This window comes from Pseudoalteromonas sp. SMS1, assembly GCF_021530565.1.
GTDB lineage: Bacteria > Pseudomonadota > Gammaproteobacteria > Enterobacterales > Alteromonadaceae > Pseudoalteromonas.
The window spans coordinates 246407-272696 of record NZ_JAKGBI010000006.1 but is presented as its reverse complement, the minus strand read 5'-3'; the positions used below and the strand labels follow the sequence as shown (position 1 = coordinate 272696).

21 protein-coding genes and 1 tRNA gene are annotated in these 26290 nt (G+C 43.3%); 12 read left to right on the top strand and 10 right to left on the bottom strand.

Translation table 11 applies throughout. The annotated features are described in order from the left end of the window. Positions 1 to 25 precede the first annotated feature (25 nt). Entirely contained in the window at positions 26 to 526 is a 501-nt protein-coding gene (locus tag L1286_RS09925; RefSeq protein ID WP_235406764.1) for a lactoylglutathione lyase family protein, read from the bottom strand. Between the two features lie 91 nt (positions 527 to 617). On the opposite strand from L1286_RS09925, the gene L1286_RS09920 reads away from it, so the two are divergent. After that, positions 618 to 1490 (top strand): LysR family transcriptional regulator, encoded by an 873-nt coding sequence (locus tag L1286_RS09920; RefSeq protein ID WP_235406763.1) that lies wholly within the window; start codon positions 618 to 620, stop codon positions 1488 to 1490. 27 nt (positions 1491 to 1517) lie between these two features. Here L1286_RS09920 and L1286_RS09915 read toward each other — a convergent pair whose 3' ends face one another. The 5 genes from L1286_RS09915 to L1286_RS09895 form a co-directional block, all read right to left on the bottom strand. Next, entirely contained in the window at positions 1518 to 2327 is an 810-nt protein-coding gene (locus L1286_RS09915) for a nucleotidyltransferase domain-containing protein (RefSeq protein WP_235406761.1), read from the bottom strand. 2 nt (positions 2328 to 2329) lie between these two features. Beyond that, positions 2330 to 3382 (bottom strand): RNA 3'-terminal phosphate cyclase, encoded by a 1053-nt coding sequence (rtcA, locus tag L1286_RS09910; protein ID WP_235406760.1) that lies wholly within the window; start codon positions 3380 to 3382, stop codon positions 2330 to 2332. 2 nt (positions 3383 to 3384) lie between these two features. Further along, positions 3385 to 4611 (bottom strand): RtcB family protein, encoded by a 1227-nt coding sequence (locus L1286_RS09905; protein WP_235406758.1) that lies wholly within the window; start codon positions 4609 to 4611, stop codon positions 3385 to 3387. Then, positions 4604 to 6223, bottom strand: coding sequence for a slipin family protein (locus L1286_RS09900; RefSeq protein ID WP_235406756.1), 1620 nt, complete (start codon positions 6221 to 6223; stop codon positions 4604 to 4606). The genes L1286_RS09905 and L1286_RS09900 overlap by 8 nt, the downstream gene beginning before the upstream one ends. A 206-nt stretch (positions 6224 to 6429) precedes the next feature. Next, a tRNA-Thr gene (locus tag L1286_RS09895) sits at positions 6430 to 6504 on the bottom strand. Between the two features lie 300 nt (positions 6505 to 6804). Here L1286_RS09895 and rtcR point away from each other — a divergent pair. Both rtcR and L1286_RS09885 read left to right on the top strand, forming a co-directional pair. Then, positions 6805 to 8421, top strand: coding sequence for an RNA repair transcriptional activator RtcR (rtcR, locus tag L1286_RS09890; RefSeq protein WP_235406754.1), 1617 nt, complete (start codon positions 6805 to 6807; stop codon positions 8419 to 8421). Positions 8422 to 8516: 95 nt separating this feature from the next. Further along, entirely contained in the window at positions 8517 to 9956 is a 1440-nt protein-coding gene (locus L1286_RS09885) for a metallophosphoesterase (RefSeq protein ID WP_235406752.1), read from the top strand. Positions 9957 to 10013: 57 nt separating this feature from the next. On the opposite strand, the gene L1286_RS09880 is transcribed toward L1286_RS09885, so the two are convergent. Next, positions 10014 to 10511 (bottom strand): DUF6702 family protein, encoded by a 498-nt coding sequence (locus tag L1286_RS09880; RefSeq protein ID WP_235406750.1) that lies wholly within the window; start codon positions 10509 to 10511, stop codon positions 10014 to 10016. Positions 10512 to 11009: 498 nt separating this feature from the next. Here L1286_RS09880 and L1286_RS09875 point away from each other — a divergent pair, with 498 nt between their 5' ends. From L1286_RS09875 to L1286_RS09860, 4 genes are read left to right on the top strand one after another with little or no spacing between them, the layout of a single operon-like run. After that, entirely contained in the window at positions 11010 to 11246 is a 237-nt protein-coding gene (locus L1286_RS09875; protein WP_235406748.1) for a hypothetical protein, read from the top strand. A gap of 55 nt (positions 11247 to 11301) precedes the next feature. Then, positions 11302 to 12522: an exonuclease SbcCD subunit D gene (locus L1286_RS09870; protein WP_235406747.1), complete on the top strand. Its 1221-nt coding sequence runs from the start codon at positions 11302 to 11304 to the stop codon at positions 12520 to 12522. Next, positions 12519 to 16163, top strand: coding sequence for an AAA family ATPase (locus L1286_RS09865; protein WP_235406745.1), 3645 nt, complete (start codon positions 12519 to 12521; stop codon positions 16161 to 16163). The genes L1286_RS09870 and L1286_RS09865 overlap by 4 nt, the downstream gene beginning before the upstream one ends. Before the next feature lie 51 nt (positions 16164 to 16214). Further along, positions 16215 to 16886, top strand: a complete 672-nt coding sequence (locus tag L1286_RS09860; RefSeq protein WP_235406744.1) for a class I SAM-dependent methyltransferase — start codon at positions 16215 to 16217, stop codon at positions 16884 to 16886. Here the strand turns inward: L1286_RS09860 and L1286_RS09855 are convergent. Next, on the bottom strand, positions 16848 to 17429 hold the full coding sequence (locus tag L1286_RS09855) for a DUF6942 family protein (protein WP_235406743.1): 582 nt from the start codon (positions 17427 to 17429) through the stop codon (positions 16848 to 16850). The two genes, L1286_RS09860 and L1286_RS09855, sit on opposite strands and share 39 nt — an antisense overlap. Before the next feature lie 160 nt (positions 17430 to 17589). Between L1286_RS09855 and L1286_RS09850 the strand changes: the two genes are divergently transcribed. From L1286_RS09850 to L1286_RS09840, 3 genes are all read left to right on the top strand, one after another. Continuing rightward, entirely contained in the window at positions 17590 to 18090 is a 501-nt protein-coding gene (locus tag L1286_RS09850; RefSeq protein ID WP_235406742.1) for a lipocalin family protein, read from the top strand. Positions 18091 to 18235: 145 nt separating this feature from the next. After that, a complete protein-coding gene (locus L1286_RS09845) occupies positions 18236 to 20185 on the top strand; it encodes an alkaline phosphatase PhoX (RefSeq protein ID WP_235406741.1) in 1950 nt (649 codons plus the stop codon). 67 nt (positions 20186 to 20252) lie between these two features. Beyond that, a complete protein-coding gene (locus L1286_RS09840; protein ID WP_235406739.1) occupies positions 20253 to 21908 on the top strand; it encodes a hypothetical protein in 1656 nt (551 codons plus the stop codon). Between the two features lie 724 nt (positions 21909 to 22632). On the opposite strand, the gene L1286_RS24295 is transcribed toward L1286_RS09840, so the two are convergent. Both L1286_RS24295 and L1286_RS09835 read right to left on the bottom strand, forming a co-directional pair. Then, positions 22633 to 22968 (bottom strand): DUF3325 domain-containing protein, encoded by a 336-nt coding sequence (locus L1286_RS24295; protein ID WP_442961702.1) that lies wholly within the window; start codon positions 22966 to 22968, stop codon positions 22633 to 22635. Next, positions 22965 to 24554 carry a PepSY-associated TM helix domain-containing protein gene (locus tag L1286_RS09835; RefSeq protein WP_235406737.1) on the bottom strand — a complete coding sequence of 530 codons (1590 nt, stop codon included), beginning with the start codon at positions 24552 to 24554 and terminating at the stop codon, positions 22965 to 22967. The genes L1286_RS24295 and L1286_RS09835 overlap by 4 nt, the downstream gene beginning before the upstream one ends. A 645-nt stretch (positions 24555 to 25199) precedes the next feature. Here L1286_RS09835 and L1286_RS09830 point away from each other — a divergent pair. Both L1286_RS09830 and L1286_RS09825 read left to right on the top strand, forming a co-directional pair. Next, complete coding sequence (locus L1286_RS09830) at positions 25200 to 25766, top strand: uracil-DNA glycosylase family protein (protein WP_235406735.1); 567 nt, start codon at positions 25200 to 25202, stop codon at positions 25764 to 25766. Positions 25767 to 25877: 111 nt separating this feature from the next. Continuing rightward, positions 25878 to 26264, top strand: coding sequence for a hypothetical protein (locus tag L1286_RS09825; RefSeq protein WP_235406734.1), 387 nt, complete (start codon positions 25878 to 25880; stop codon positions 26262 to 26264). The last annotated feature ends 26 nt before the right edge of the window (positions 26265 to 26290 follow it).

Below are 26290 nucleotides of genomic sequence, written 5' to 3'. Positions count from 1 at the left end.
GATTTGTTGTCCTCAGTGCGTTAGTCTAATAAGCCCCGTCACTGTAAATCAGTTCATAACTATGGCTGTAAATTTCAAGGATATTGCCAAACGGATCTTCCATATAGATCATCCGATAGGGCTTTTCGCCAGGGTAATAGTAACGCGGTTTTGCCATACGCTTTTTGCCACCAGCGGCAACGATACGCTCTGCCAACTCTTCAACATTGGGGTCTTGCACACAAAAGTGGAATATTCCGGTTTTCCAGTATTCAAAGTTATTGTCCGGGTTCGTTTGGTTTTTAAATTCAAATAGCTCCACGCCAATTCTATCGCCAGTAGAGAGGTGTGCAATGCGAAAGTGTGACCATCCAGCACCGAATACATCGGTACACATTTCGCCGATTGCACTGTTGTCTTCGTTTATCTCTGTCGGTGTCATGATTAAATACCAACCTAAGACTTCAGTATAAAATTTCACGGCTCGCTCAAGGTCTGGAACTGAAATACCAATGTGAGAAAAGTTGCGGGGATATACCTTGTTCATAATGTGTGCTCCTCATAATTTATGGGCAGATTACAAACTCAGGTCTATAATATGAAATTATCATTTGTACTTTATATAATAACGTTTTTTAATGATTAACTTGGTATGGTTACGTACATTTTGCACCCTCGCTGATATCGGGCATTTCACACGGACTGCTGAAAAACTACATATGACACAGTCAGGCGTAAGTCAGCACATAAATAAATTAGAAGCCCAATTGAAACAAATGCTTATTCAGCGTGAAGGAAAGCAGTTTTCGTTGTCTCCGGCGGGTGAAAAGCTTTATTTTAAAGGCCGAAGAATACTGGATGAGCTCATCGATTTAGAGTTGTCTATTGGAGACGATCCAGCCTTTGAAGGCTGTGTGCAGATCCACTCCCCTGGTAGTTTAGGTTTGAAGTTATACCCTCATTTACTTGCGCTGCAGGTGAAGAACCCGAAATTAGTGATCGACCATCGGTTTGCACCGAATACTGAAATAGAACAGGCCGTATCAAGCAAAATGGCTGATGTTGGGCTGATGACGGTAAAAAGTCAGCTGGAAGAAGTGCGCAGTGAAGCCATTGCTAAAGAGCCTCTGTTGCTCATTACTCCCGCGGGGTTTGGCCAACCGACTTGGCAATCTCTCTGTGAACTTGGTTTTATTGATCACCCTGATGGCAATCACCACGCAAATTTACTCTTGGGCGCAAACTTTGCAGAGTTTCAACACGCTGGATTACTAAAAAAGAAAGGTTTCTCAAATCAAATTGGGATGATTTTAGAGCCTGTTGCGATGGGGCTTGGGTTTACTATTTTGCCTGCCCATGCCGTTGCGGCTTTTACCCCGCAATCAAAGATTAAAATACATCATTTAGCACAGCCAGTTTTTGAAACAGTCTATCTATGTACGCGGCAATATTCTTTGCGCCCACAGCGAGTTGAGACCATCGTACAAGAGGTATGTCGCGTGTTGCAGTGATGACGAATTACCACTACAAATCAATTTTTACTTGCAGTCAGAGTGGGGGATCCAGCCTTGAAAAAAAGCATCTAAATGGCTCGGGTCTTGTTCATGGTTCACCGACTTATTGATATTATTTTCAAAAAAGTCGAGTTCTGATTCAATGTAAGCATTTAGAGGCGTAATTTTTTTCACCAATGACTTTTCTGTGGCTTGTTGTTTTCTTTCTGCGACAGCGTGTATTTCATTGCGTAGCTGAGTATCCTCTATTACGTCTTCGACCAACACGGAAAACTCTATTGGCGGTGGGCTGTCATGTTTTTCTATCCACCTTGCAGCACATAAAGCACGCAAAACATAGAGATACTTTTTCAAAGGCACCTTATCTTGTTTGAGATAGCCGCGATAATTGCTCTTCGCCATGTTTACATAGTGATAAAGACCACGCTCGGCTTTGTAGTAGCGAGCATACAAAGCCTGCGCTTGCGACTTAAAGTTTTCATCATTATGGTAGACAATCGGTGAGTTGAGCCATTCACCTACTGCTGGGTTTGAAGCTTTTAAAAGCTTAAGTGCTTTACGGAGATCCCAACCATTGATGTCAATTTCGTCTACGATTGGGTATTCAATCACATCACGTTTGTCCTCTAACATCACAGACAGATACCAGTCTTTTGGGTGAACATAAATAAAGCGCACATCATAATCACTGTTTGGTGACGCAAACCCCCAAGAGCGGCTGCCTGATTCGATAGCGTAAAGGACCTTTACATTGTGTTCTTGTTCAGCCTGTTTGATGCGTGTCATGATTTCATTTTGTATAGCTGGGTCTATTGGTGTAACTGCTTTGTTCATGCTTAATCCAAATATACTTTCCAAAGGTATTCATTTAATTGCTGTGTTTTAATTTTTATGCCGCTGAGCTGTGCAATCACATCTATATTTGTTGTTGTGTGGCTGCTCAATGCTGTGGTTGTGAAACTTCCGCTTCCAGCGAGTGCCATGGGCAATAATAATTGGTCCGCCAAGTGTTCCTCTACCGCTGCGCCAGATTTTAAATAGCGCTTGAGTGCTTCAACTGTGCGCCCTGCTACTCGTTCAGCTGACAGGCCAAGCTCACCAACTTGCTCAAACATGGCGACTTGCAAGCCTTGTCCTACGCTCAAATGAAAGCTGTTGCCCTTGCCAAAGGCATTTGCTCTGTCAATTTCGGTACCTGCATTGGTCCAACTTAATTGAGACTGTGCTTCTTTGATTTCTCGACTTGCCACGGAGTCTTTCACTCCAGCAACAATTGAGAGCACATGGCAATGGTGTTCTTGCAGTTCCAACTCTGCACCTGATTGCTCGAATTGGCAAGGTTTAAGGGACGTAAGTGGCGAAATATCAATTTGCCAACTCCCACCACCTGCCGGGAAAAAACCAAGTTTCTGCGTTGTGATCGTGCAGGTTAACCCCATACTTTTTAGCGCTGACATGAACGAATGCTCAAAAAAGGTCAGAGAAGGTGACATGCCATTATGGGTGCCTCCTTGCAGTTTGACTCTGGACGCTTTGCCGTTTAGTGCCAATGGCAGCAAAATAGTTTGGCAAACTAACACTGTGCTGCCAGCCGTGCCAATTTTGAATTCATATTCACCCGCTTGTATTTGGTTTGGCACAAAAGTGATGTGTTGTGAGTTGAGCTCAGCCCCGCTTACTTGTGCATCACATATTTGCTGTGCGGCCAGCACGCAAGTCAGGTGTTGGCGCTTTAGCCCTGGTTTTTTTCGTCCAGCTCGGATGTTTTTAATCTCAATAGGCTGATTGAGCAGCATCGACAGACTGAGTGCAGTTCTGAGCACTTGTCCACCGCCCTCCCCTTTAGCGCCGTCAATAACAATGGTTGGTTTGTTTGCTATGGTTGTCATTCTTATCCTTTTACACAAACGATTTGTTTTAATGTGTGCATGACTTCTACCAAGTCTTGCTGTGCTGCCATGACTTTATCAATATCTTTGTAGGCATGTGGAATTTCGTCGATCACGGCTGCATCTTTGCGGCATTCCACCCCCTGTGTTGCTGCTTCATGATCTGCAATGCTATACACTTTTTTTGCTTGGGTACGCGACATAACACGTCCTGCACCATGGCTACAGCTATTAAAGCTGTCTGCATTGCCAAGCCCTCTAACGATGTATGAACGGGCACCCATATTGCCTGGGATGATCCCCATTTCGCCGTGTTCAGCACGAAGCGCGCCTTTTCGCGTAACGTAACATGCTTTGCCAAAATGCACCTCTTTAGAGATGTAGTTGTGATGACAGTTCACTGCCACATCTATAGTCTCAAATGGCATTGGCAACTCATCTTTAAGGGCTTTTAATGCATTGAACATCATGAGCTCACGGTTTTTTGCCGCGAAGTCTTGAGCCCACTCAACGGCTTCTACATAGTCATCGAAGTAAACACTTCCTTCTTTTAGATAGGCAAGATCCATATCAGGTAAATGCAGCTGATGACGCTGCATTTCTTTTTTAGCCAGTTCTATAAAGTAAGTGCCAATTCGGTTACCCACACCTCGGCTGCCTGAATGCAGCATCAGCCATACATTTTGTGATTCATCTAGGCAAAGCTCCAAAAAGTGATTACCTGTCCCCATGGTACCCAAGTGGTTTACATGGTTGCTTTTAGCGATAGCTGGATGCTTTGCACAAATCTGAGTAAAACGTTGCTCCAACGCCAACCACTCTTTTTGCACCAGTTTGGGTATATTTCCCCAAGCGCCTTTATCGCGTTTCCCGCGTCCTGTTGTGCGGCCATGTGGTACAGCGGCTTCAAAAGCGCTGCGTATCGACTTTAAGTTATCAGGTAAGTCATTGGCCGTCAGTGTTGTTTTGGTGGCGACCATGCCACACCCGATGTCCACGCCTACTGCCGCAGGAATAACCGCATTCACTGACGGGATTACACTGCCTATCGTGGCGCCTTTACCTAGGTGCACATCGGGCATTACGGCGATATGACTGTGCACGATATCCATTGATGCAATATTTTTGAGCTGTTGCTGTGCCCCGACATCAAAAGGAACGCCTTTTGTCCAAGCCTTTATCGGGTGCTTAGTATCGTTATCCAGTAGCTCGTATTGTGACTTACACATGTTGGCCTCCTTGTTTTTGACCTAGGTTGACTACATTGTTCATGAGCCCTTCCAAGCCACCATAAACGGTTAAGCTATCTATTTTATCTGCAACTTTTTCTAAAGCCTCAAGCTCTTTTAAGCGCATCAGTGTTGGGTTGTTTTCCATTACTTTCGCAGTGTTATGCAAGCTGCGTGTTGCAGCGGTTTCTTCTCGGCGTTTAATGACATTGGCTTCAGCAGCCTTTTGTGCTTCAACAACTTGATTAAGTATTGCTCTCATTTCCCCAGGTAGAATGATGTCTTTCATTCCAACGTTGATTAGCTGTACGCCGATTTCGGCAAGTGGCTCACTTACTAGCGCTTTCACCGTTTCATTGACATACAGTTTGTCGAGCAGCAAATCATCGAGGTTTTGTGTGCCTATCGCTTCTCTTAACGCAAGCTGCAGGGCGTTATACGCGAAAGAACTGACATCTTCAACGCTCGAAGCTGCCCGCGCAGCATCAGTAACTCGAAAGCTGGCGCTAAGGTTGATACGAAGACTGACTCTGTCCTTACTTAAGATCTCTTGCCCGGAGACTTCTAGCATCTGTGTACGCAAGTCGAAAACCTTAGCCTCAATATCTCGGTTAAATTGCCAAATACCATAACGTCCTGGTGCTAACTCTTGTTGCAATTGATTGTTCACATACAGCAACCCGATGTGCTCACTGTCGATAGCAACATCTGTAATCGGCTGGCATACAGCACTCATTGGTTTGAATAATTTTGCTGCGCTATTTAGCCCTGCATTATTGACTTGAGTGAACGTGGTTTTTTCAACATAAAAATCCTCGCTAATATCTACTCTTTGTAAGTGAATATCACCCGCTTCTTTCCACAAGTAGACGTGCTCCCCAGGCGGTATAATGCCTCTTAAGATTTCGTTTACATACAGTAAGCCAACTTCTTCAGCGCCTAACTTTTGATGTGTGACACTTTGCATTGCGCTGTTTTGTTGGTAAATATCTTTGGCTTCGTCTGCTGATACGTTTTTGCAATCAAACATTTTGAGTTCAATTTCACGGCCAAACTGCCATACGCCGTATTTTCCCGCAGGTAACTCCTTGACCAGTTTATTGTCTATAAACAACAAACCAATGTGATCGCGCTCAACTTGTATTTGGAAAATTGGTTTGCAAGCCGTGGTTTTCTCGGTTCTAATGAGTTTTGAAGCGAGGTTTAATCCTGCTTTTTCAATCAGCTTTAAGGTTTTTTCATCAACATAAACGTCGTCGCTGATATCCACTCTTTCCAAATGGATATCACCGGCATCTTGCCATAAATAAAGGTGCTCACCTGGCGCGACGACACCTTTTAACGCGTCATTGAAGTACAGCAAGCCGATTTCTTGCTCATTTAATTTATAGTGGTTGATGTGTGCTTGAACTTCTGAGTTTGAGTGATACAGGCGCTCAGCATTCGGTGCTACAAAGAACAGCGTATCGATGTTGTGTGTCACAAATTCGAGCTCATTTTTAAAGTCCCAAAAGGTGTGCTTGCCAGGTGTTAGGACACACTTAAACTGCTTGTTCTTGTATACGAAAACACGTTGTGTTTCTGCAATGATTTGTTGTTTTTTAAATTTCATTTTTTATTCCTTGTGATGCGTAGTAGCGGCCAGCTAGTTATCGCTGGGTTGGCTAAATAAGTGCATAAATGGGGAGCGTCCAGCTTGCCATTTACGAAGTTTATTCAGTGAAGCCCACCTTAGTGTTAGTGGCGGCTACTTACATAATTAAGCGCTTTTCAGCGCAGTTAAATGTAAAAACTAATAATGTTTCTATCTTTTACTTATGGTGATTAGAGCGGGAATCGAACCCGCAACAAACGAATTACAAATTTCGTGGCTCTACCATTGAGCTATCTATCAAATTAGGGGAGTTGAACCCCACACTTGCTGCGTTTCCATTTTCAGTCCACAAGACTGAGATAGCTGATCTCGGAATACGTGCTTACAGGGTAAGTCGCACCGCGGTGTTATTTAAAAACACGCTATCAAACTACAAGCTTGGTATATCAATTGACGTGCCAAAGGTTTTTAAAAAGTTAGTGGATATTTTTAATTTTATGATTTTAAAGGTTAAAATTTGTTTTTGTTGAATTGGCGTATCGATTTCTAATTGCGCTTGAATCACAAAAGTGATTCTATATGGATATTGTTATATCTAAATGGATAGGTGTGTTTTGAGGGAAGTTGTAGCTGTAAGCTTGCTTGGTACGCAATTAGACGCGATTGGTAAACGGGTTGATCGTTGGCACCGCTGGCGTCCAAATATTTCATTGGTAAGCCAAGATGATTTGATCATCAATCGCTTATACCTGCTGTATGGTAAACAAAGTGTACGCTTAGCAAATAATGTTGCCGTCGACATTGAGACCGTATCACCGGAAACAACCGTGCATTTGGTTGAAGTCAATTTTGACGACCCTTGGGATTTCGGTGAGGTATACGCTAAATTGTATGATTTTTGCCGTACGCTTGAGTTTGATTTGGATGCCCAAGAATATCTTTTTCATATCACCACGGGTACCCATGTAGCACAAATATGTAGCTACTTGCTCACGGAAAGCCGGCAATTTCCGGGGCGTTTAATACAAACATCTCCCGACCCACACAATGACAATAAGTCTGTGGGACAAGTGCAGACCATTGATTTAGACCTTTCAAAATACGACCAATTGGCCGAGCGCTTTGATATTGAGCGCCGCCAAGGTGAAAGCTTTCTAAAAGGTGGTATAGAGACAAAAAATACTGCGTTTAATCGCCTTATCGCCCAAATTGAAAAAATCGCCATACGCTCCACCGCGCCTATTTTGCTAACCGGCCCAACTGGCGCGGGGAAAAGCCAGCTTGCTTCGCGGATTTTCCAGCTTAAAAAGCAGCGTAAAACCTTGCAAGGTGAGCTAGTGATTGTTAATTGCGCAACGCTCAAAGGTGAAAATGCAATGGCTGCTCTGTTTGGCCACACCAAAGGCGCATTCACCGGAGCCCAGCAGGCGCGAGATGGTTTTTTAAAAGCGGCGGACCAAGGGCTCTTGTTTTTGGATGAAGTTGGTGAGCTTGGGCTCGAAGAGCAAGCGATGTTGTTGCGAGCAATTGAAAACAAGCAATTTCATCCTGTTGGTAGTGATCAAGAGGTGACGAGTGAATTCCAGCTCATTGCGGGTACCAATCGGGATTTAAAAGCGTGTGTATTAGAGGGGACATTCAGAGAAGATTTACTTGCGCGTATTAATCTCTGGACCTATCAACTACCAGCTTTAAAAGATAGGCGCGAAGATATTGACGCCAACATAGATTTTGAACTAGACAAATACAGTGAATCACAAGGTCGAAGAGTACGGTTCAATAAAGAGGCAAGATCTGCTTATTTGGAATTTGCACACAGCGCAAAAGCCACATGGCAGGGTAACTTTAGGGATCTTGGGTCGTCGATGATCCGTTTAGCCACGTTGGCCGACTCTTCGCGGATCAGTAAAGAAGATGTGATAGAAGAAATCGCGCGGCTCGAAATCAATTGGCAGACGAGTCAATCGTCACAGCACGGATCTTGCTTATCATTGGTAATGAGTGACGAACAAATTTCTCAACTTGATATGTTTGATCGTCAGCAATTAGAGTATGTAGTCACCATATGTTTGCAAAGCCCTAGCATGGCTGCCGCTGGGCGCGTATTGTTTGACGTTAGCAGGACTCAAAAAGCCACCAGTAATGACTCAAGTCGTTTACAAAAGTACTTGGCTAAGTTTGATATCAGGTGGCGAGATATTGCAGCGGCAAAATAATGCGTTGTGTGTAAGTAAGCTTTTGTAATACCCCTTTACACAAGTTTTACTACACTAAACAAGGAATTAGTGACGCAATTAGAAGGAAAACGATAATGCGATTCGTCAGTATTATATTGGGGTTAGCTATTTTGGCCGGTTGCAGTAGCCAAAAGCCCTTAAAAAAAGCCGAAGTGATCACTGCGTATGCGATGCTTGCGCCAAGCGACCAAGGTGACACGCTGCTTTATATTCGGGCTATTATTCCCGGTATCCAAAACCAAGCGGCGCTTTGCCCTGAGCTTGAAGACTCAGAGGGTAAGCGCAGTAAAATGCATATTCGAGGTTTACATCCAGGTGCTAATTTCCCCATTACTGTGTGTGAAGCTCGAGTATCTGAAGGGCAATCTTACCTTGTAGGTGGCTCGCAGTTAGAGTTTGATGCGATGACACTCAACCCAAAACGCATTCAAGTCTATGGTGATTCAGGCTGTAAAGCACATGTTTGTGATGGCAATGGCCCTGCTGAGCCATTTAAAACACTCATTGATGAAGGAGCCAAGCGTGACGTGGACTTGTTATTACATATGGGGGATTACAATTACCGCGGTACCAGTGGCAGTATTAGCAAAGGCGTCTATGCCTATGATGCAGGAGATGGCGGCTATGGTGGTAAAACCTGCGGTTTAGAAGAAACCTACTATAGCCAAAATGCCAAAGGTAGCCCAAAGCCCGATACATGGCGGGCTTGGCGTGCAGATTTCTTTAGTTCAGCTGATGCAATTCTAACCAAGGCGCCTTGGGTGTTTGCTCGAGGAAATCATGAACTGTGTAGTCGTGCAGGGCTTGGCTGGTTCTACTTTTTTGGCCCTGGTTCGAGTTTAGAGCGTGGCATCGCTCAACAAGCTTGCCCAGCGCAAGGCGACTTTGCTGATCCACCAACGTCTGCGGTGTCCGCTATTGCCATGATTGAGCCCTACATGCTAAAGCTAGAAAAGCTAAATATTTGGGTACAAGATACCGCCAATGCCTGCGATGATAGATTCTCAAATGATTTGACCTCGCAATTCCAAGATCAATATGAAGGGCTGCAAAAGTTTGCAAGTAAAAATCCTGATACACCTATTTGGACCGTGACACACAGGCCGCTTTGGGGTGTGAATAATGTAGCTACCGACAATACTTTGAATATCATGTTACAGCGTGCGCTAGCGAACACTCCGTTAGGTCGTTTGCCGGAACAAGTCACTTTGCTGTTATCAGGTCACATGCATATTTATCAGTCATTAAGCTTTGATAAGCAATATAAGCGTCCCCCGCAAATTGTCGTTGGCAACAGCGGCGTTTCTCTCAGCGAAGAGTTGCCTTATACCAATTTTGAAGCCATTGTAGATGGGCTTCAAGCCAATGGAAATGAACAAGCAAAATTTGGCTTTTTAGAGCTTGAACTAGATCGCTACTTGGGCTGGTATGGTCGATTTTTTGATGAGCAAGGCCAAGCTTTCTTACGTTGTGATTCTCAATTCGCGGCACGCGGCGAGCAAGTTTGCCAATAACTATTACAGGGGGTAAGCCCCCTTTAATTTTGTATGTAGAGCAGTATTAAGCTGTGTCTAATCAAATTCGATGCTCAACCAGTTGTCATCTTTGTCAAAGTACATCGTTTTAACTTTGCCAATGCCTCTAAAATTAACGAGATTAATTTGATCAGGCCAAATGTCTCTTAGTGCACCATGACGCATTTGCAGCCCTTCAAGCGGCTCGCTTTTGATGAACTGGGCGTCTTGATATACCCATAAGTACTTTTGATCAATTTTGACTTTTGCTGCGGACAAAGCCAGTGCTTGTCCGTTTAATCGCCTAAGGGATGTATGCGTATAGACATAATCAGCAAAGGCTTGTTGTACTTTTTTATTGTGATAGATGTCTTTTTGTTCATTGAACAAATGTACCAGCGCATGTTCAATATCATGCAGGTGAAACCGATACTCAATTTGGATATGTCCTTGCATCGGAAATATGTTTGCGGTGGCAATAGATGCTTTTAATTTGTGTGCCTGTGCTGTAAAAGCCAATAACAAGCTGATCCCGGCGAAAAGCCAAGTCCGCATAGAAAAACTCCTTTGCACGAAACGATAGTGTTTACTCACTTACGGATAGTCTACTTTATTTTTGTTGTTGTAGAGAAGATTATTGTGTTTTTTTATTGAATTTGAAAGGACAATTGTCGGTTTTTTGACCTTTTTAGGTACTTGAACACTTGAATTCACATCACTTTGTTATTTTTTATATTAAATTCAGTTAGCTACTGTTAGAGGATACAGGTTTGTATTTTTGTCATCGCGGTTCAGAAGTGATTCAGTCAGTCGACGCTAGTCTTAATATTGACCAAGGTGATGATAAATTGACAATTTCACGTGCATGCCAAGTGTATATTTCTCAAATTTATTGTCTCTATTTTGAAAAAAAATTCAAAAACCACAATAAGACTGTTGATATTTGGTCGCAATTATCATTAAAATCGCGCTCTTTCTCATTTTGGGTAAAACTGGCGTTAGTTTTGCTCAAGTAATTATACCCGTTTATCGAAAAGAAATGTGGTGAGCAGTATGGACTTTTACATACTAAAAAAACAAGAGAAGCTGGTTGCGATACCTGCGGACGAACAAAACTGTAAAGAGTACATTGAAAACGGCTATTGTTACATTGATAAAGTAGCTGCATGTAATGAACGCTCGGCAATTAAACGCCTTGAAGCGAAGCAGAGTAAACTTTACAGGGCGCCAATGCTGTTACTACTAGTCTTACCTGTAATAATTTTTGCATGGTGGCGTTTGAGCTATTAATAAATAGTCCCAAGCAATGCTATATTAGCGTTCCTAAATAGGAAAGGAACGCTGAATGAAGGTTGTACACACATCTGACTGGCATCTCGGTCAACAATTTTATGAACATAGTCGCTACGCAGAGCATCAAGCTTTTTTGGATTGGCTTTGCCAAGAGCTTGTGCAAGTTGCTGCCGACTTGCTAATAGTCAGTGGCGACATATACCATACAGCCACGCCGCCAGCAGCAGCTGAACAACAGCTCTACACCTTTATTAAAGACGTTAAAAGCGCCCTTCCTGCTATCCAGATCGTCATTGTGGCTGGTAATCATGACTCAGCTAATCGCATTGAAACTGCCAAACCTTTATTACTTCAATTTGATACGCATGTGGTGGGTCGATATGACAAGCATCGTCCTAAGGATGTGGTTAAAACGTTGACTACCCCTACTGGTCAAATAAATGTGGTGGCCATGCCTTTTTTGCGTAGTGCTGACATTAGCCACTTAGATAGTGATGAAAACAGCTATGGTCTCGCTGTGAAACAAGCCTACGAAAGTGCATATGCATGTTTGGAAGATAAGGACATTCCAGTGATTGCGATGGGGCACTTACATGCCAAAGGTGGCGATATCTCGAGTGATTCTGAACGTAATATCACGATAGGAGGCTTTGATGCCATTCATGCGGATGTATTTGGAGACACACCAGATTATATTGCGTTAGGTCATTTACATAAGGCGCAAAAAGTCGCCAATAATGATTGTATTCGTTACAGTGGCACGCCAATGCCTATGTCTTTTTCTGAAAGGCATTACAAGCACCAAGTGTTGCTAGTCGAGTTTGAAGGGGGACATGTTAAGGCGGTCTCTCCGCGTTATGTTCCCAGAACCAAAGAAATTATATTACTCCCTGAGAAAGGGGGAGCGACATTAATGGAGCTGTGTGAGGCGATTGAAGCACTTGTTTTACATGAAGAAGATAATGTTGCTAAACCCTATTTACGACTGCGATTAAACGCCAATGAGACTGACAGCCAATTTCGTCACAAAATAGAACAGGCCTTGAAAAATAAAGCCGTCCATTTTTGTGGTATTGAACGGGTTTCGCAACAAGTGCAACAAGCAGACGAGTTAGTCTTTGAAGATTTAGGTCAAGTGTCTGAGCTTGCTCCTAAAACCTTACTTGAGCTGGCTTATAAAGAACAAATAGATGCGCATAGTGCGCTTCCCAACGCACTGGAAAAGTGTCTAGAAGAAGTCTTAGTGTCAATCAGTGAGCAAGAAAAATCATGAAAATCTTAACAATAAAAATTCAGAATCTTGCCTCATTACCTGAAGCTGAAATTGACTTTACCAAAGCGCCATTAAAAAACACGGGGCTATTTGCCATTACAGGAGAGACTGGGGCTGGCAAAAGCACCATGCTTGATGCGATATGCTTAGCATTTTATGGTAAAACGGCGCGACTGAAATCTGATTCAAAAAATAAGGTGATTTTTAATGGCGATGATATCAAGCTCAATGATCCCCGCCACCTGTTACGTCGTGGCACAGTGTCTGGATATGCAGAAGTGGGGTTTATTGGGCAGGATGGCGCACATTATATCGCGCGTTGGCAAGTTGCGAGGGCGCGCAATAAACTGGATGGCAGAATAAAAGAAGCTGAACATGTGGTGCTAAAAGCACCGGATGACCAAGTTTTAGCGCAAAAATCTAAAGCCAAGTTGCTGCTACAACAGTTATTAGGGCTCAACTTTGAACAATTTACGCGAGCCGTGTTACTTGCACAGCATGATTTCGCCGCTTTTTTAAAGGCCAATGCTGACGAGCGAGCGCAACTCTTGGAGTGCTTGACTGGCACAGAGCAGTTTAGCCAAGTAGGCAAAGCGATTTTTGAGGCGCACAAAGCGAAGTTAGAAACCCTTGAGCGATTTAAACATAAGCTTGGCGATATCGTACTATTGAGCGACGAAGAAAAAGAGGACAAGGAAGCGCTGCTAGCCCAACTGAATACTCAACATCAAGCGCTTACAGTAGAAATTAAAGCAATTGAGCAGCAGTTGTCTTGGTATGTCACGCACAGCAAGCTACAACAGCAACATCATGCATTGGCGACCACAATTGCTGACACTGAATCCGCTCTGGTACAACAACAAGAAGAGTTCAAAACTGCGAAGCTGGCACAGTTAGTTCAGCACATTGCAGATAATCGGCAACAAAGAAAGCAATCTCAACGAGCTTTACTCGATGCCGAGTCGGCCCTAGAGACCTTATCTCAAGTCGACCTACAGCCTCAAATAAGGCAAAAAGAAGCTGCGGTAAACGCTGCCGAATCGGCTGTAGCAGAAGCGCAAGCGTCACTGCATAAGCGGGAACCTGATATTATACGCGTGAGGGAATTAGACCGAATTCATGCGGAGCACAACACCCTAGTAGAGCAACATCAAGCACATTTACTGCAATTACGTAATGTCGCGCAAAATCATGAAAAAGAGCTGCATATTTTACATGAGCAAGTGAATGGCTTAAACGTTCAGTATGCTGAGCTTTCAACGCTGATTGCAACCCAGCCTTCGTTAACTGAACTCACTGCACATTGGCAGGAGATCAATGAAGTTTTGCAGCAATACTTGGTGTCTTACGATGAACATCGGGTCCTTGCCCAAGGAATCAAAGCGCTGGAATCACAATATACACTGGCTCAAGATGCACTCGCAAAGGCACAGCCACACTGCTCAGAGTTAGAGCAAAGCCTGAGTGCTGGCCAAGTGAAGCTGGACCAATTACATGCAGAGCTGGCAGGACTGGATTATGAACAATTACAATTTCAAAAATCCCAACTGAATAAAGCGCAGCAGGCCATCGCACAACAGACGTTGCTGGATAATGAATTGCTCCAGCTACAGGCGCAAATAGACAGCTTGCGTCATCAGCAAAATAGCGCAAACGCGCAACGTAAAGATGCTGAGCACCAAGATGAGTTGACGCGGCAACAATTGATGCTCACACAGGACAACCTTCATCAGGTGCAATTGCGGGCCAGTGATAATATCAGCGCATTGAGGGCCCAATTAGAACATGGTAAGGAGTGTATCGTGTGCGGTGCGACTGAGCACCCTTACCATGTTGATCACATCGATACCCATTGGCAACAGCTTATCAGTGACTTTGAGAGTCAATATCAAGCGGCTGAAAAAGCCCGTGCGCAAACCCAAGCGCGTTATCACGAGGTTGTGTCGCATCTAGAACAAGTGAATGGTCAACTACAAGCATTGTTACAGCAACATGCTCAGATCGTACAAAAACAAAATACTAACCAAACCATACTTTCTGAACTACCTGAATCACTGCTAGACGTGTCAAAGCATGACATGCAATTGAGTGATATTGATGACCGGCTTGCTAAGTACAGTGAATTAACTAAAACACAACAACAAACGTTTCAAGCCCAACAGCAATTACAACAGCAGCTCTCAGCTTCGCAAGCCATGTTGAATCAGCATCAGTCTCAGCTACAAGAGTTATCTCAGGATTTGAAGAGTAAAATGGCGCGCAGCGAAGCGCTTGATGCACAGTGCCGAACCCTCATGACAAGAATTACCGGCGCCTACCCTGAGCCTCAATGGTTAACTGACTTTGAACGTGATCCCCTGAATGCTGTTGAGGCATTAAAAAGCAAAGTAGCACAGCGTCATGATAAAGTTGTGCAATTGCAGAAAGTTGAACGTACTTTGGCGGATACGCAACCCCAACTTCATGCAGCTGAGCATCTGTTTGCACAAGTGTCACAGCAAATAAAAGAGACTGCAGGTAAGTTAGCTGAGCAGCAAGCACGGTGTGAAGACACTCAAGCACAACGTGCAGCATTGTTACCATTGCCACAAAGCGCTGATGCATGGCTGCAAACGTTGCAAGATACAGTATCAAATGCACAGAGTCACTTGCAAACACAAAAAGATCAATGTACTCAGCTGATGAAGCAGCACGATGAACAAGCTTTGCAGCTAAAGCACCTAACGGAACAACGTCAAGTCTATCAGCAAACCTTAAAAGACAATCAAGCGAGGTTCTTAAATTGGATATCTGAGCAGACCCATGAATTGAATGAAACCATGGTTGATGAGTTGCTCGCGTTACAACACTCCTATTGGCAGCCTCTATTGGAAGCATCGCAAGTGCTGGAATCCCAACTTGTCGAACAGCGGTCCCAGCTTCAACATGTACAAAAAAATATAGCAGAACATCGCGCGGTGGGTGAACCTGATGTTGGCGAAGATGAGCTCAATTCACAGCTTGAGGCACTCGCAACAGCGCAAACCGCACTGCATCCGCAAGTGATCACGTTGTCAGCACACTTGCAGACGCATCAAGACAATGTGGAAAAGCTGCAAGCGTATCAGGGGGAACTTCAAAATAAGCAATCTGACTATGAAAATTGGCATCTACTAAATCGACTGCTAGGGGATGCGACGGGTAAAACGATGCGTAATTTGGCGCAAACGCAAACACTTAAAATTTTATTGCATTATGCAAACCATCACTTAAGCAGTTTATCGCGTCGTTATCGATTAACTGTCATTGGTCAATCTCTTGAGATTGCCATCATCGATAGAGATATGGCAGATGAACAGCGCAGTGTTAATACCCTATCAGGTGGTGAATCATTCTTAGTGTCCTTAGCACTGGCGCTGGGTTTGGCCTCTTTGTCCTCAAACCAAGTGCAAATAAACTCACTGTTCATTGATGAAGGTTTTGGCACGTTAGATCCAGAAACACTGAGTGTGGCATTAGATGCATTAGATGCGTTGCAGTCCCAAGGGCGTAAAGTCGGCGTGATCTCTCATGTGGCACAAATGACAGAGCGCGTCGCGACACAAATTCAGATAAAAAAACAGGCTGGTGGATACTCAAGCGTCGTAACAAGCCAGTGCTAACATGGCCCAAAAGCAAGCACACTGATAACTACATTGAGAAAAGGAAGGTTTATGCCAACATTTACGGGTGAAGAGGCCCAAAATTATGACCAACGGATTAGCAAGCTTGTGCCTGGCTATGAAATCATACATCAGCTCACTGCCGCTCAGCTGAACGTTACATTGGCCACAAATGCGACGATATTGGTTATTGGTGCGGGTACTGGACGAGAAATTATCGAGCTTGCACAAGCGAATAAAGGTTGGCACTTTATTGCACAAGATGTATCGGCCGATATGCTTGCAATCGCAGATCAGAATTTTACTAACTTAGGTGTGCGTGAGCGCGTTACTATCCACCATGGAAAGGTTGATCATTCGGTGTATAAAGCCGATGCGGCGCTGTGCTTACTAGTGATGCACTTTGTGCAAAGTAAGCGTGATAAAGTGAATTTGCTCAGACAAATAAGTGAAAATCTAAAGCCTGAAGGACAGCTGTATCTCGCAGATCTGATGTCCCCGGAAAACGACTTTGAACGTGATGCGCAATTTCAATTTTGCCATCGCTTTTTAGGGTTAACTGAACAGGGCGTAGTAAAAATGCGAAGAAACTTTATTGAAGAGTTTTTTCCAATCAGCGCACAATGCTTAGCTGAATTATTTGCAGAAGCTAATTTCTCCGTACCAATTCCCTATTTTCAAGCGTTAGGCTTTCGTGCTTTCTATGCTCAAAAGCATATCTAAGCCTGCTACGCCTCCTTGGACTAATGCAGCCAGTTTAGTGATTTTAATATTGCTAAGCTGCCTGTAATCGAAATAAGGGCAGATGATCAGATTATGTTTTTCATCAATGGCAAACTCGTCATCTAACCAAACCAATGAGTGGGTAAAAATCTGCTCTCTGAGCAACTGTTTGGCATAGGTGCGACCGGCTATGATGTGCCAATTATAGCTATTTTGAGTGAGATCAGGCGCACTAAATAGCAAGGCTTCTTGGCTATGTGCTTGAAGTAGCGTACTGTCTCGATACGTTTGCCAACGAGCGTCACCCCCAGGTAGCTTGGTAAAACTGTGATCTGGATGTTTGAGTTCAGCAATGAATTTGCTAAAAACATTGAATACTTTGCGCCAACCATTGCCACAGGCCTGATTGATGTAATCAATTTCTCCAGCTTGTAAGGGTATTATTTTATTAAGGTTTTTAAATTCTTCCAATGGCGGCCTATTTTCTATGTAGACGGCCAGTAGGCCATTTGGTACGCCAAAACCTTGAGTTGGTATTTTCATGATCTATGGTTTATTTCAATAGCTTATATTTATTGAGCGATCGTTTACGGATTGAAAGCCGTATCAGACGATATCAACAATATTAGATGAGTCGAACGTAAGGGAGTGTATCATGTTAAATGGGGTAACTTTAAGGGTAATGCCTTTAATATGGGCAGTAATGAGTATACTTGGATGCTCAGGGCTACCAGAAGGTGTGCAGCCAGTCAAAGAGTTTGATGTTCAAAAATACCAAGGCGTTTGGTATGAAATTGCCAGATTGGACCATCGTTTTGAGCGTGGTATGGAAAATGTGACAGCAACGTACGAAGTGCAAGCTAATGGCACAGTCACAGTTGTGAATCGGGGTTATGTGGTGGAGGAACGCAAATGGAAGCAAGCTGAAGGTGTAGCTAAATTCGTTTCAGCACCTAACCTCGGTCATTTAAAAGTGTCTTTTTTTGGCCCTTTCTACGGCAGTTATGTAGTTTTTAAACTGGACAAAGTGCACTACCAATATGCATATGTAACCAGTTATAACAAAGATTATTTGTGGTTGTTGTCTCGAACGCCGACAGTATCTAAATCCGTTATGACTGATTTTCAAAACACCGTAAAGCAGTTGGGCTACGCTGTAGATGAACTAATCTATATGAACCATAAAATACCCGAGAAATTGTAAATCCCCTTTACAGTTACATTAATCTTGTCTTTAGGGTGACAGAAAAGTTTAATACTTCATCAACTTAAATGTCATCTCTTACCGTCAGGCTGTGTGCGCTTATCAACACAAACCCAATGTAGCAAAACTAATCGGAGTAATAATAATGAAGCGCATAGCCTATTCGTTAATTGCCAGTGCAGTTGTTCTGGCCTTGACCGCTTGTGATGGAGATGACGGTGCACAAGGCATTCAAGGGGAGCAAGGCGTTCAAGGTGAAAAGGGACAAGCTGGGAGCAATGGAGCAGACGGACAAAATGGAACTAATGGTCAAAATGGAACTGATGGCCAAAACGGGGTCGATGGCCAGAATGGCACAGATGGTCAGAATGGTATCGATGGTCAAGACGGTACCAGCACAGGAACAAGTGTAGAAGGACTAGTGCGCATTGCAACAGTGCCGACAGGCTCTGAAGTTACAGGACTATTTTTGACTGAGCAAGGTGATTTGTTCTTCAACGCGCAGCATCCAAGCGATGAAAATACTGAATTTGATTCGCTTAATAAGCGTCCATTCAATACGGGAACTGTGGGTGTATTAACGGGCGTTAACTTTAACGCGCTGCCTAGCAACTTAGTGGATGCACCTTTACATGAGACTCAGTTTGAAGCTCAAACGGTGGTGACTGCTATCGGTCAATATCAAATGCTTGGTCAAAGTGGTGACACGTATGCTGAATTAGGTGCACAAGGACTCGCAGGTGGCTTGGGTGTCATTTATGGTATGACTTCGGGCCAAGAAATCATTAAAAATGATATGCCTGATTTCAATGGGTTTATCTATGAGTCAGAAAACACAGGTTACTTATTTACTAACTGGGAAGACTATCCAGGCGGCATGAGCCGATTAAAAATGAGTAAAAGTGATGCGGGGACTTGGCGCGTAGAGCAGGCTATGATGATTGACTTTGATGCTGTCAAAGGCACGGCAGCTAATTGTTTTGGCTCAGTTTCTCCATGGGGCACCCCTTTGACTTCAGAAGAATGGATTGTCAGTTCAGAGGTCGATACAACCACAAACCCTGCGTGGAACGCGCCGGAGGTAAGTACTCGTTTACAGCAATTTAGAGACTATTTAGCCCCAGAAGCGCCAAATCCTTATCGCTATGGTTATATTGCAGAAGTTAAATCTCCACTTGCGGATAAACCTGTCGTCGAGAAGCACTACACAATTGGGCGTTATGAGCATGAAAATGCAGTCGTGATGCCAGACCGTCGCACCGTTTATTCATCGCAAGATGATACCGGTGGTGTGTTATTTAAGTTTGTTGCGGACAATGCCGAAGACTTAAGTTCAGGCACATTGTATGGCGCGAAATTGACACAAGATAAAGGTTTGTCAGATCCGGCTGTGACTGGATTTGACGTTGAATGGGTAGAGATTGCATCCGGCACGAACGCGGCAATTTTAGGCTGGATTGAAGAGTATGATGGCATCGCTCCCGACAGCTATGTTGACGGTCAAACCAACTACATCTCAATGGAAGATGTTCAAGCGTGGGTTGATGGAAAAGTGACGTACCCAACAGCTGAAGAAGGCGGTTCACCTATCACCGCTGGCAGACCAATGGATGATCGAGTGGCATTTTTGGAAGCGCGTCAAGCGGCTCGTCTGAAAGGCGCTACCGCTGAGTGGCGTAAGCTTGAAGGTTTAGCCATTAACCATGATCGTGTACTAGAAGCGGTAACTGGCCAGGATGTAATTGCTGGAGAAGTGGTTGATAAAGCATATCTATATATTGGCATTGCTGATATCGACAACACCATGATTGATGGTGAAGGTGATATTCAGTTGTCTTCTCGCGTGAAAGATTGTGGCGGGGTGTATCGTGCACATATCGATGCCAATTATAGCCTTACGCGTATCGAACCTGTCATTATGGGGTCTACGTACCGCTCTTCATTAACATCTGATGTGCGTTGTGATGCAAGTCAATTAGCGCAACCAGACAATGTGATTGTGATGCGTGATGGTCGAATTCTTATCGGCGAGGATCACAGTGCATCTTGGAAGTACAACAACACATTGTGGATGTATGACCCGAAATCAAAATAACAATAATTAGAAACTTAAGCGGTGCTTTGGCACCGCTTTTTTCGCATTAAAAATGGAAGTCATACAAATGCAACACCGATTACTTATTACGACATTCGCCGCCATAATGGTACTAACTGGCTGCACTGATTCTGCACCGCAACAGAGCAAAATTTTACCAACTACAACCCAGCAGGAAGTACTTGGTACGCCATATAAGCCCGGTGATGATATTCCGGCAACCGCGTATATTGAGCACGATGAAGTGTATAACCCTGAGTCCGTGATCCCACCTCAGTGCTATACCAAAACTGATGGCGTGAACAACCCATGCTATGCCTGTCATCAATCATACCATGAGCAAAAAAATCGCCCGAATGTGATGAATGATGGAGACCTACAAGGTGATTATGATTTCTCAGATCTGGGTTTAACTAACCATTGGAAAAATCTATTTATCGATCGTACCGAGCTCATTAAGGCAATCTCAGATCAAGAAATTACTAACTGGATTGAACACGACAACTATACACCTTTCATTGAAAAAGTGTCCAAAGATGCTGGCTGGAAGGGCGAGATCACACCGATTAAGGATTTGGCATTTCCAGAAAAAGCATTCGATGAACTTGGCTTTGCTCGTGACGGCAGTGGTTGGGTTGCATTTAATTATAAACCTTTTCCAAGTACGTTTTGGCCAACCAATGGTTCCACGGGCGATGTCATGATCCGCCTACCTCGTCAGTTTCAGACCAAAAACGGTGAGTACAGCCAAGATGTATACCTTGCTAACTTAAGCTTAACCGAGCTGGCTTTGAAGGGGCTCAAAGAGATCAGTGTGCCCAATATTTCTGAGCAACGTATTGGCCAAGACCTCAACGGAGATGGTCAGTTGACAGTTATCTCTTACATTGTTGCACAACCTAACTATGTGGGTGATAGCGATGAAGCATTGGCGCATATGTTATACCCAGAGGGGACCGAGTTTTTACACACGGTGCGTTACTTAGGGGTAGATGAGCAGGGGGAAATATACAATGCACCTAGGCTCAAAGAGTTACGTTATATGAAAAAGCATAACTTTAAGTCTCAGCGAGAAATTGCGGCTTCCTATTACCGAGAAGCAAAGGAAAAAGAATTTGAAAAGATGCCTGTGACAATGTACTTAGGTGACAGAGGTGTCAACAATACGTTTGGATGGACTATCAATGGTTACATTGAAGACAAAAATGGTGAACTGAGGCCGCAACATGCGCAAGAGCTAGCTTTTTGTAATGGTTGCCACAAGACCGTCGGTTCTACATACGATCAAACGTTTTCATTTGCTCGCAAGGTTGAGGGGGCTGACGGTTGGGGTTACATTAATCTTCGTGCGCAAAAAGATGTGCCAAATGTGGGAGAGCAACAGGGGGAGTTTTTAACATACATGGACCGGGTCGGTGGCGGAGATGAGTTTCGTCAAAATCAGGAAATGCTGAGAAAGTGGTTCACAGGCGGAAAAGTGGACATGGAGAAAGTACAATCGGCTGTGAATTTATACGAACTTATTACGCCATCAAAAGAGCGTGCGCTATCACTGAATAAAGCATACCTGACGATTGTAAGGGAGCAGAGCTATTTGTTTGGCCGAGATGCAACATTAGTCAAAGCCAAAAATGTTTTGCAACAAGTGGATGACGCCCAAGCGCCACTGCAACAAGACAAACAGTTTGCATGGGATATGCAATTAGATTGGTCTAAAAACTGATTGAGATGGGGAGTATACTCCCCTGCTCTTTTGTGCTCAGCCACTGACATGCCACTTTCACTCTGCAGTTGCGTTATCAGATCAGATTTTTACTGACTGGCCGAGCAGCAGGAAGCGTGTGTCACGTTTCTTGCTCATCGGCATTTCAAGTTAAGTCACTAATAAATATATATATTCCCGTTTTTTATAGATTTTTAAGCGTGTAGCAATAAAACAATGTGAAGTTACAGATCATTTTTTTACTAACTAGACAGTGTAGGGATCGCTATCTTACTAACTAAATGCCCTCTGTGTTGGTAAAAACATGTGTTGTAATTAGATAGATCGTTATTTTACTAACTCAATTGTTCTAGGAGATTAAGCCCATGCGTCACTTCGTTTAAATTACTTAAAGTATTAAAATTAAGTGAGTTTTAGTCTTTTTTTGAAGTGGCTTTTTATTCTTTTCGTGTATTGAGCCTTTATAAAGATCAATGTTTTACTAACTTGTCACCCCGAGATCGTGTTTTTACTAACTCATTGGCATGTTGAGGTAAACTCAGATCACTTATTTACTAAGTAAACAGACTGAACGGGCGTTATAGATCAAAATTTTACTAACTTGAGTGTGGAAAAGTAGGCGTTTTTAGGGGAAAGTACCGTGATTTTGAAAAGGCAAAGTGCTTAATGCTAGTAAAATCGTGATCTGAAACGACAGGTAGCTTACTACCTGTCGTTCAAATGCTTAAAATACTAGCGAAATGACGGCTAGTAAGAGAGTTGATATGGGAAGTAGGTATAAAAGTGATCTCATCCAACTAGGCTGGTAAGTTAAACACATCGCGATGAGTACAACTGACAGCGCTAATTGCCCACAAAACATAAGACTACCGTATCCAATCGCTTGAGACAGGTTCACACCAAAGCTTAGTAAAATAATGATCCAGCCAAAATTGTTGATATGTTGACTTCGTCTTTGGCTGGGTCTAGTACCAAAAACACTCTTGTAGTGTGCTGTCTTTGCCATTGCGAACGCATAAAAGGCGCTGATACATAACAGGGTTGCTAAGCTATAAATCATGCTTCTTGCTCCGCGACTACCCGTTTGCGTGAGCGCTTAGAGTGTACTTTTGAATGGGCTTGCGATGCTAATTTATTTCCTTGGAAATAAAACACCAACGCAGTTGCCAAGAACGCGATATCAAAACTAGCCAAAACCCACTTACTGTCTTGAATATAAGTGACTAAGTTCCCGTCAGTTGTCAGTGCATTACAGATGGGCAAAAGCAACCAGACCAAGGCGTTTGCATACGCGAACTGCTGCCATGCGCGTTTACCTCTAAACAGTACAGATATAAGGGCAGTCACTAACCATATAATAAAAAAGACTAAGACTTCTTTGTCTGCTCTGGCTGTGAGCGTCTCAGGTAATAAACGGTTTGCATAGAAGAAACCCGCGGTAGCGAGTGGAAGCCCCATAATTGTCGCAATATTGAGTGTTTCGACAAGTTTTAAGCCAAAATTGGCTGTTTGACCAGGCTTTAGTCGCGCGCTAATTCGTTTGGCCCACATAACACAACCAGACGCAATCATGATGCAGCCTGCAATGCCACAAATGAAGTAAAGCCAGCGCAAGCCTGGATGGGCCAACCTACCGCTATGAACTGCAATCATCCCACCATATAGCATCTCTGCATTGCTTGGATCTAGGCGTGCTGTTTTCAGTAACTCACCTGTGGTACCTGAGTATTGCCAAAACGGATATTCATCTCTGATCAATGTGCCATTGTCACCATAAATTTTGATACTGCTAGCCGTATTGCTTGGGTGATCAATAATGACGCGCTTAATTTTCTGGTCGGGCCAATTTTGGTAAAAATGCGCAAACGCAGTCTCAAATGCGGGTACTTTTAATGGTTCAGAAGAAGCTTCGATACGCTGCCTTTCTGGGTAAAAATCAGCCCTAAAGCCTTTCAGACCGTCATCGTAGAGGGTTTCAGCCGGATTGGGAAAGAGCATAAAAATCAGGGTTACTAGTCCGGTGTATGTGATCATCAGGTGGAAAGGTAAAGCCAATACAGAGGATAGGTTGTGTGCATCCAGCCATGCCCTGACTCCTTTCTGCGGCCTAAATTGAAATAAATCCTTAAAGATACGTTTATGAATGACAACCCCTGAAATCAATGCAATGAGCATAAATAGAGAAGCAAAGCAGACAAGCCACCTCGCAAGCTTTCTGTCCATGTAATGCAAGTCGAAGTGCAGTCGATAAAAAAAGTTACCACCTTTTGTGTCTACCAGCCCATCAATTTGAGATAGCGTATTTGGGTCTAAGCGTTCATCAACCCATTTATCTCTTTTCCCCTCCCCTTGAGCGTGGCGGTGAGATACTTGTAACTCGGGTTGTCTCTCGGAAGGCAGTCCAACCCACCAACGATTAGCCTCTGGCGCTGCCTCACGCAAATACCCTAACCCTGATTCAATCAATGTGTGTTGTTGCTGCTTGTTATGTGCGATGCTATGTACGGCTGGTTGATTCCACAAACTAATTTCGTGTCGAAAAAAACTGATAGTACCAGCAAAGAAAATTAAAAATAACAACCAACACAGTAGTAAGCCTACCCAGGTGTGTAACCAAGTCATTGAGCGAAAAAAGCTCTCTTTCATATTCCCCCCTGGATATATTGAGTGAGTAAATCTAATCCTAAGATGCTTGTTATCAAAACCAACCAAATCCATATTAGTGAGCGCACTGCAAACACGGCGATAAATACACAGCAGTAAAGTAATATACTGACGCAAACACTATATAAGACGGCATCGACCTTCGTGGTGGATATGAATAAGCTAAGCAAAGCCACACTGTGGGCGGTGAGAAAGTAACCACCAAAAATTGCAGCGCAAAATCTGGACAATACGCTTAGCCGATATCGAAGCGTCAAGGCATTGTCTGCTTGTGACATAATGTTCCTAAAGTTTTTTATCAGACCTTTAATTATCCATGAATAGGTTTGCAAATGACAGTAATTATCATTGCTAAATGCGTTAAAATAACATTTCTACGGGCTAGGATTTCAATGTTAATTATTTGGCTACAAGTACAACACAAGGCGCATCAACTGATATCTAGGAAACTAACCAATTAAATATTTTATTTACCTCAAAATTTCAATACGGTATAAAAATCACGGCTTTGCTTGCGTAATTTTGTACACTTTGAAATTTTCTTGTACGGTATAGGGTCTTCTTTAGTACACCAAGTTGGTACGCTTAAATCGAGATTTTAATCATGAAAGCAATAAGATTAACTCTATGAGTTTATTGGATGAAATTAACCAGTGCCGGTTATGTCAAGCGACATTTGGCTATGAGCCTCGACCGGTTATCCAAGGTGAAAAATGCGCACGGATATTGATTGCTGGTCAAGCGCCCAGTTTAAGCGTACATAAATCCGGAAAGCCGTTTGATGATGCGAGTGGTAAAAGGTTGAGAATGTGGCTGGGTGTAAATGAACAACAATTTTATGATCCATGTTTGTTTGCGATTGTACCGATGGCATTTTGCTACCCTGGAAGGGGAAAGTCTGGAGACAATCCGCCACCAAAAGTGTGTGCGACGATATGGCGCGAAAAAATATTGGAAGCGTTTAATGAGGTGAGACTGACCATTTTAATAGGACAGTATGCTCAAGCCTATCATTTAGACGATTTCAATAATGTGACAGAAAGTGCAAAGCAATGGTCTGCACAATTGCCGTCAAAAATCGCAATTCCGCATCCAAGTCCACGCAACTTTCATTGGTTGAAGAACAATCCATGGTTTGAAATAAATGCAATTCCTGCATTAAAAGAGCGCGTGAATTCGATAATAAAGAACTAGTTTAGATTAGCTTGTAGCCTAAAGGAGTTGCCAATTTGCCTTACATCTACCATAATCGCACCATATGCTGTGATTTACAAAAAATAACAATTTAATTCAAGGGAACTGAAAATGATTTATCATATATCGGGATGGAGCTCGGTAATTCTTTCCATACTGGCTATTTACCCTAGCTACCAACCTGGTGCTAATTCCGTCATTGGGTTTTACCTCTGTTTATTTGCCTTACTCGTTGCTGCTTTTGCAAGCCATCTAGGCCATGTTTTGTACTATAGAGTGGTGTTTGCTCTGTCGATTGTTAATGTGCTTTTCGTGAATGATGGTACCAATATTGCTCTACTTACCAGCCAGAATAATTGGGTTTATATAGGTTCAATGTATGGAATTTATGTGGTCGTGAGTAGTATCTGTGGTTTCTTAGTCAGTAGAGAAGACTTGTTAGGCAATAGCCTAAGAAGAAAGCAAGAAAAAAGACAGCACAAACACACTGCATTGTAAGTTTAGTGAAATTTTAACTCTTTATG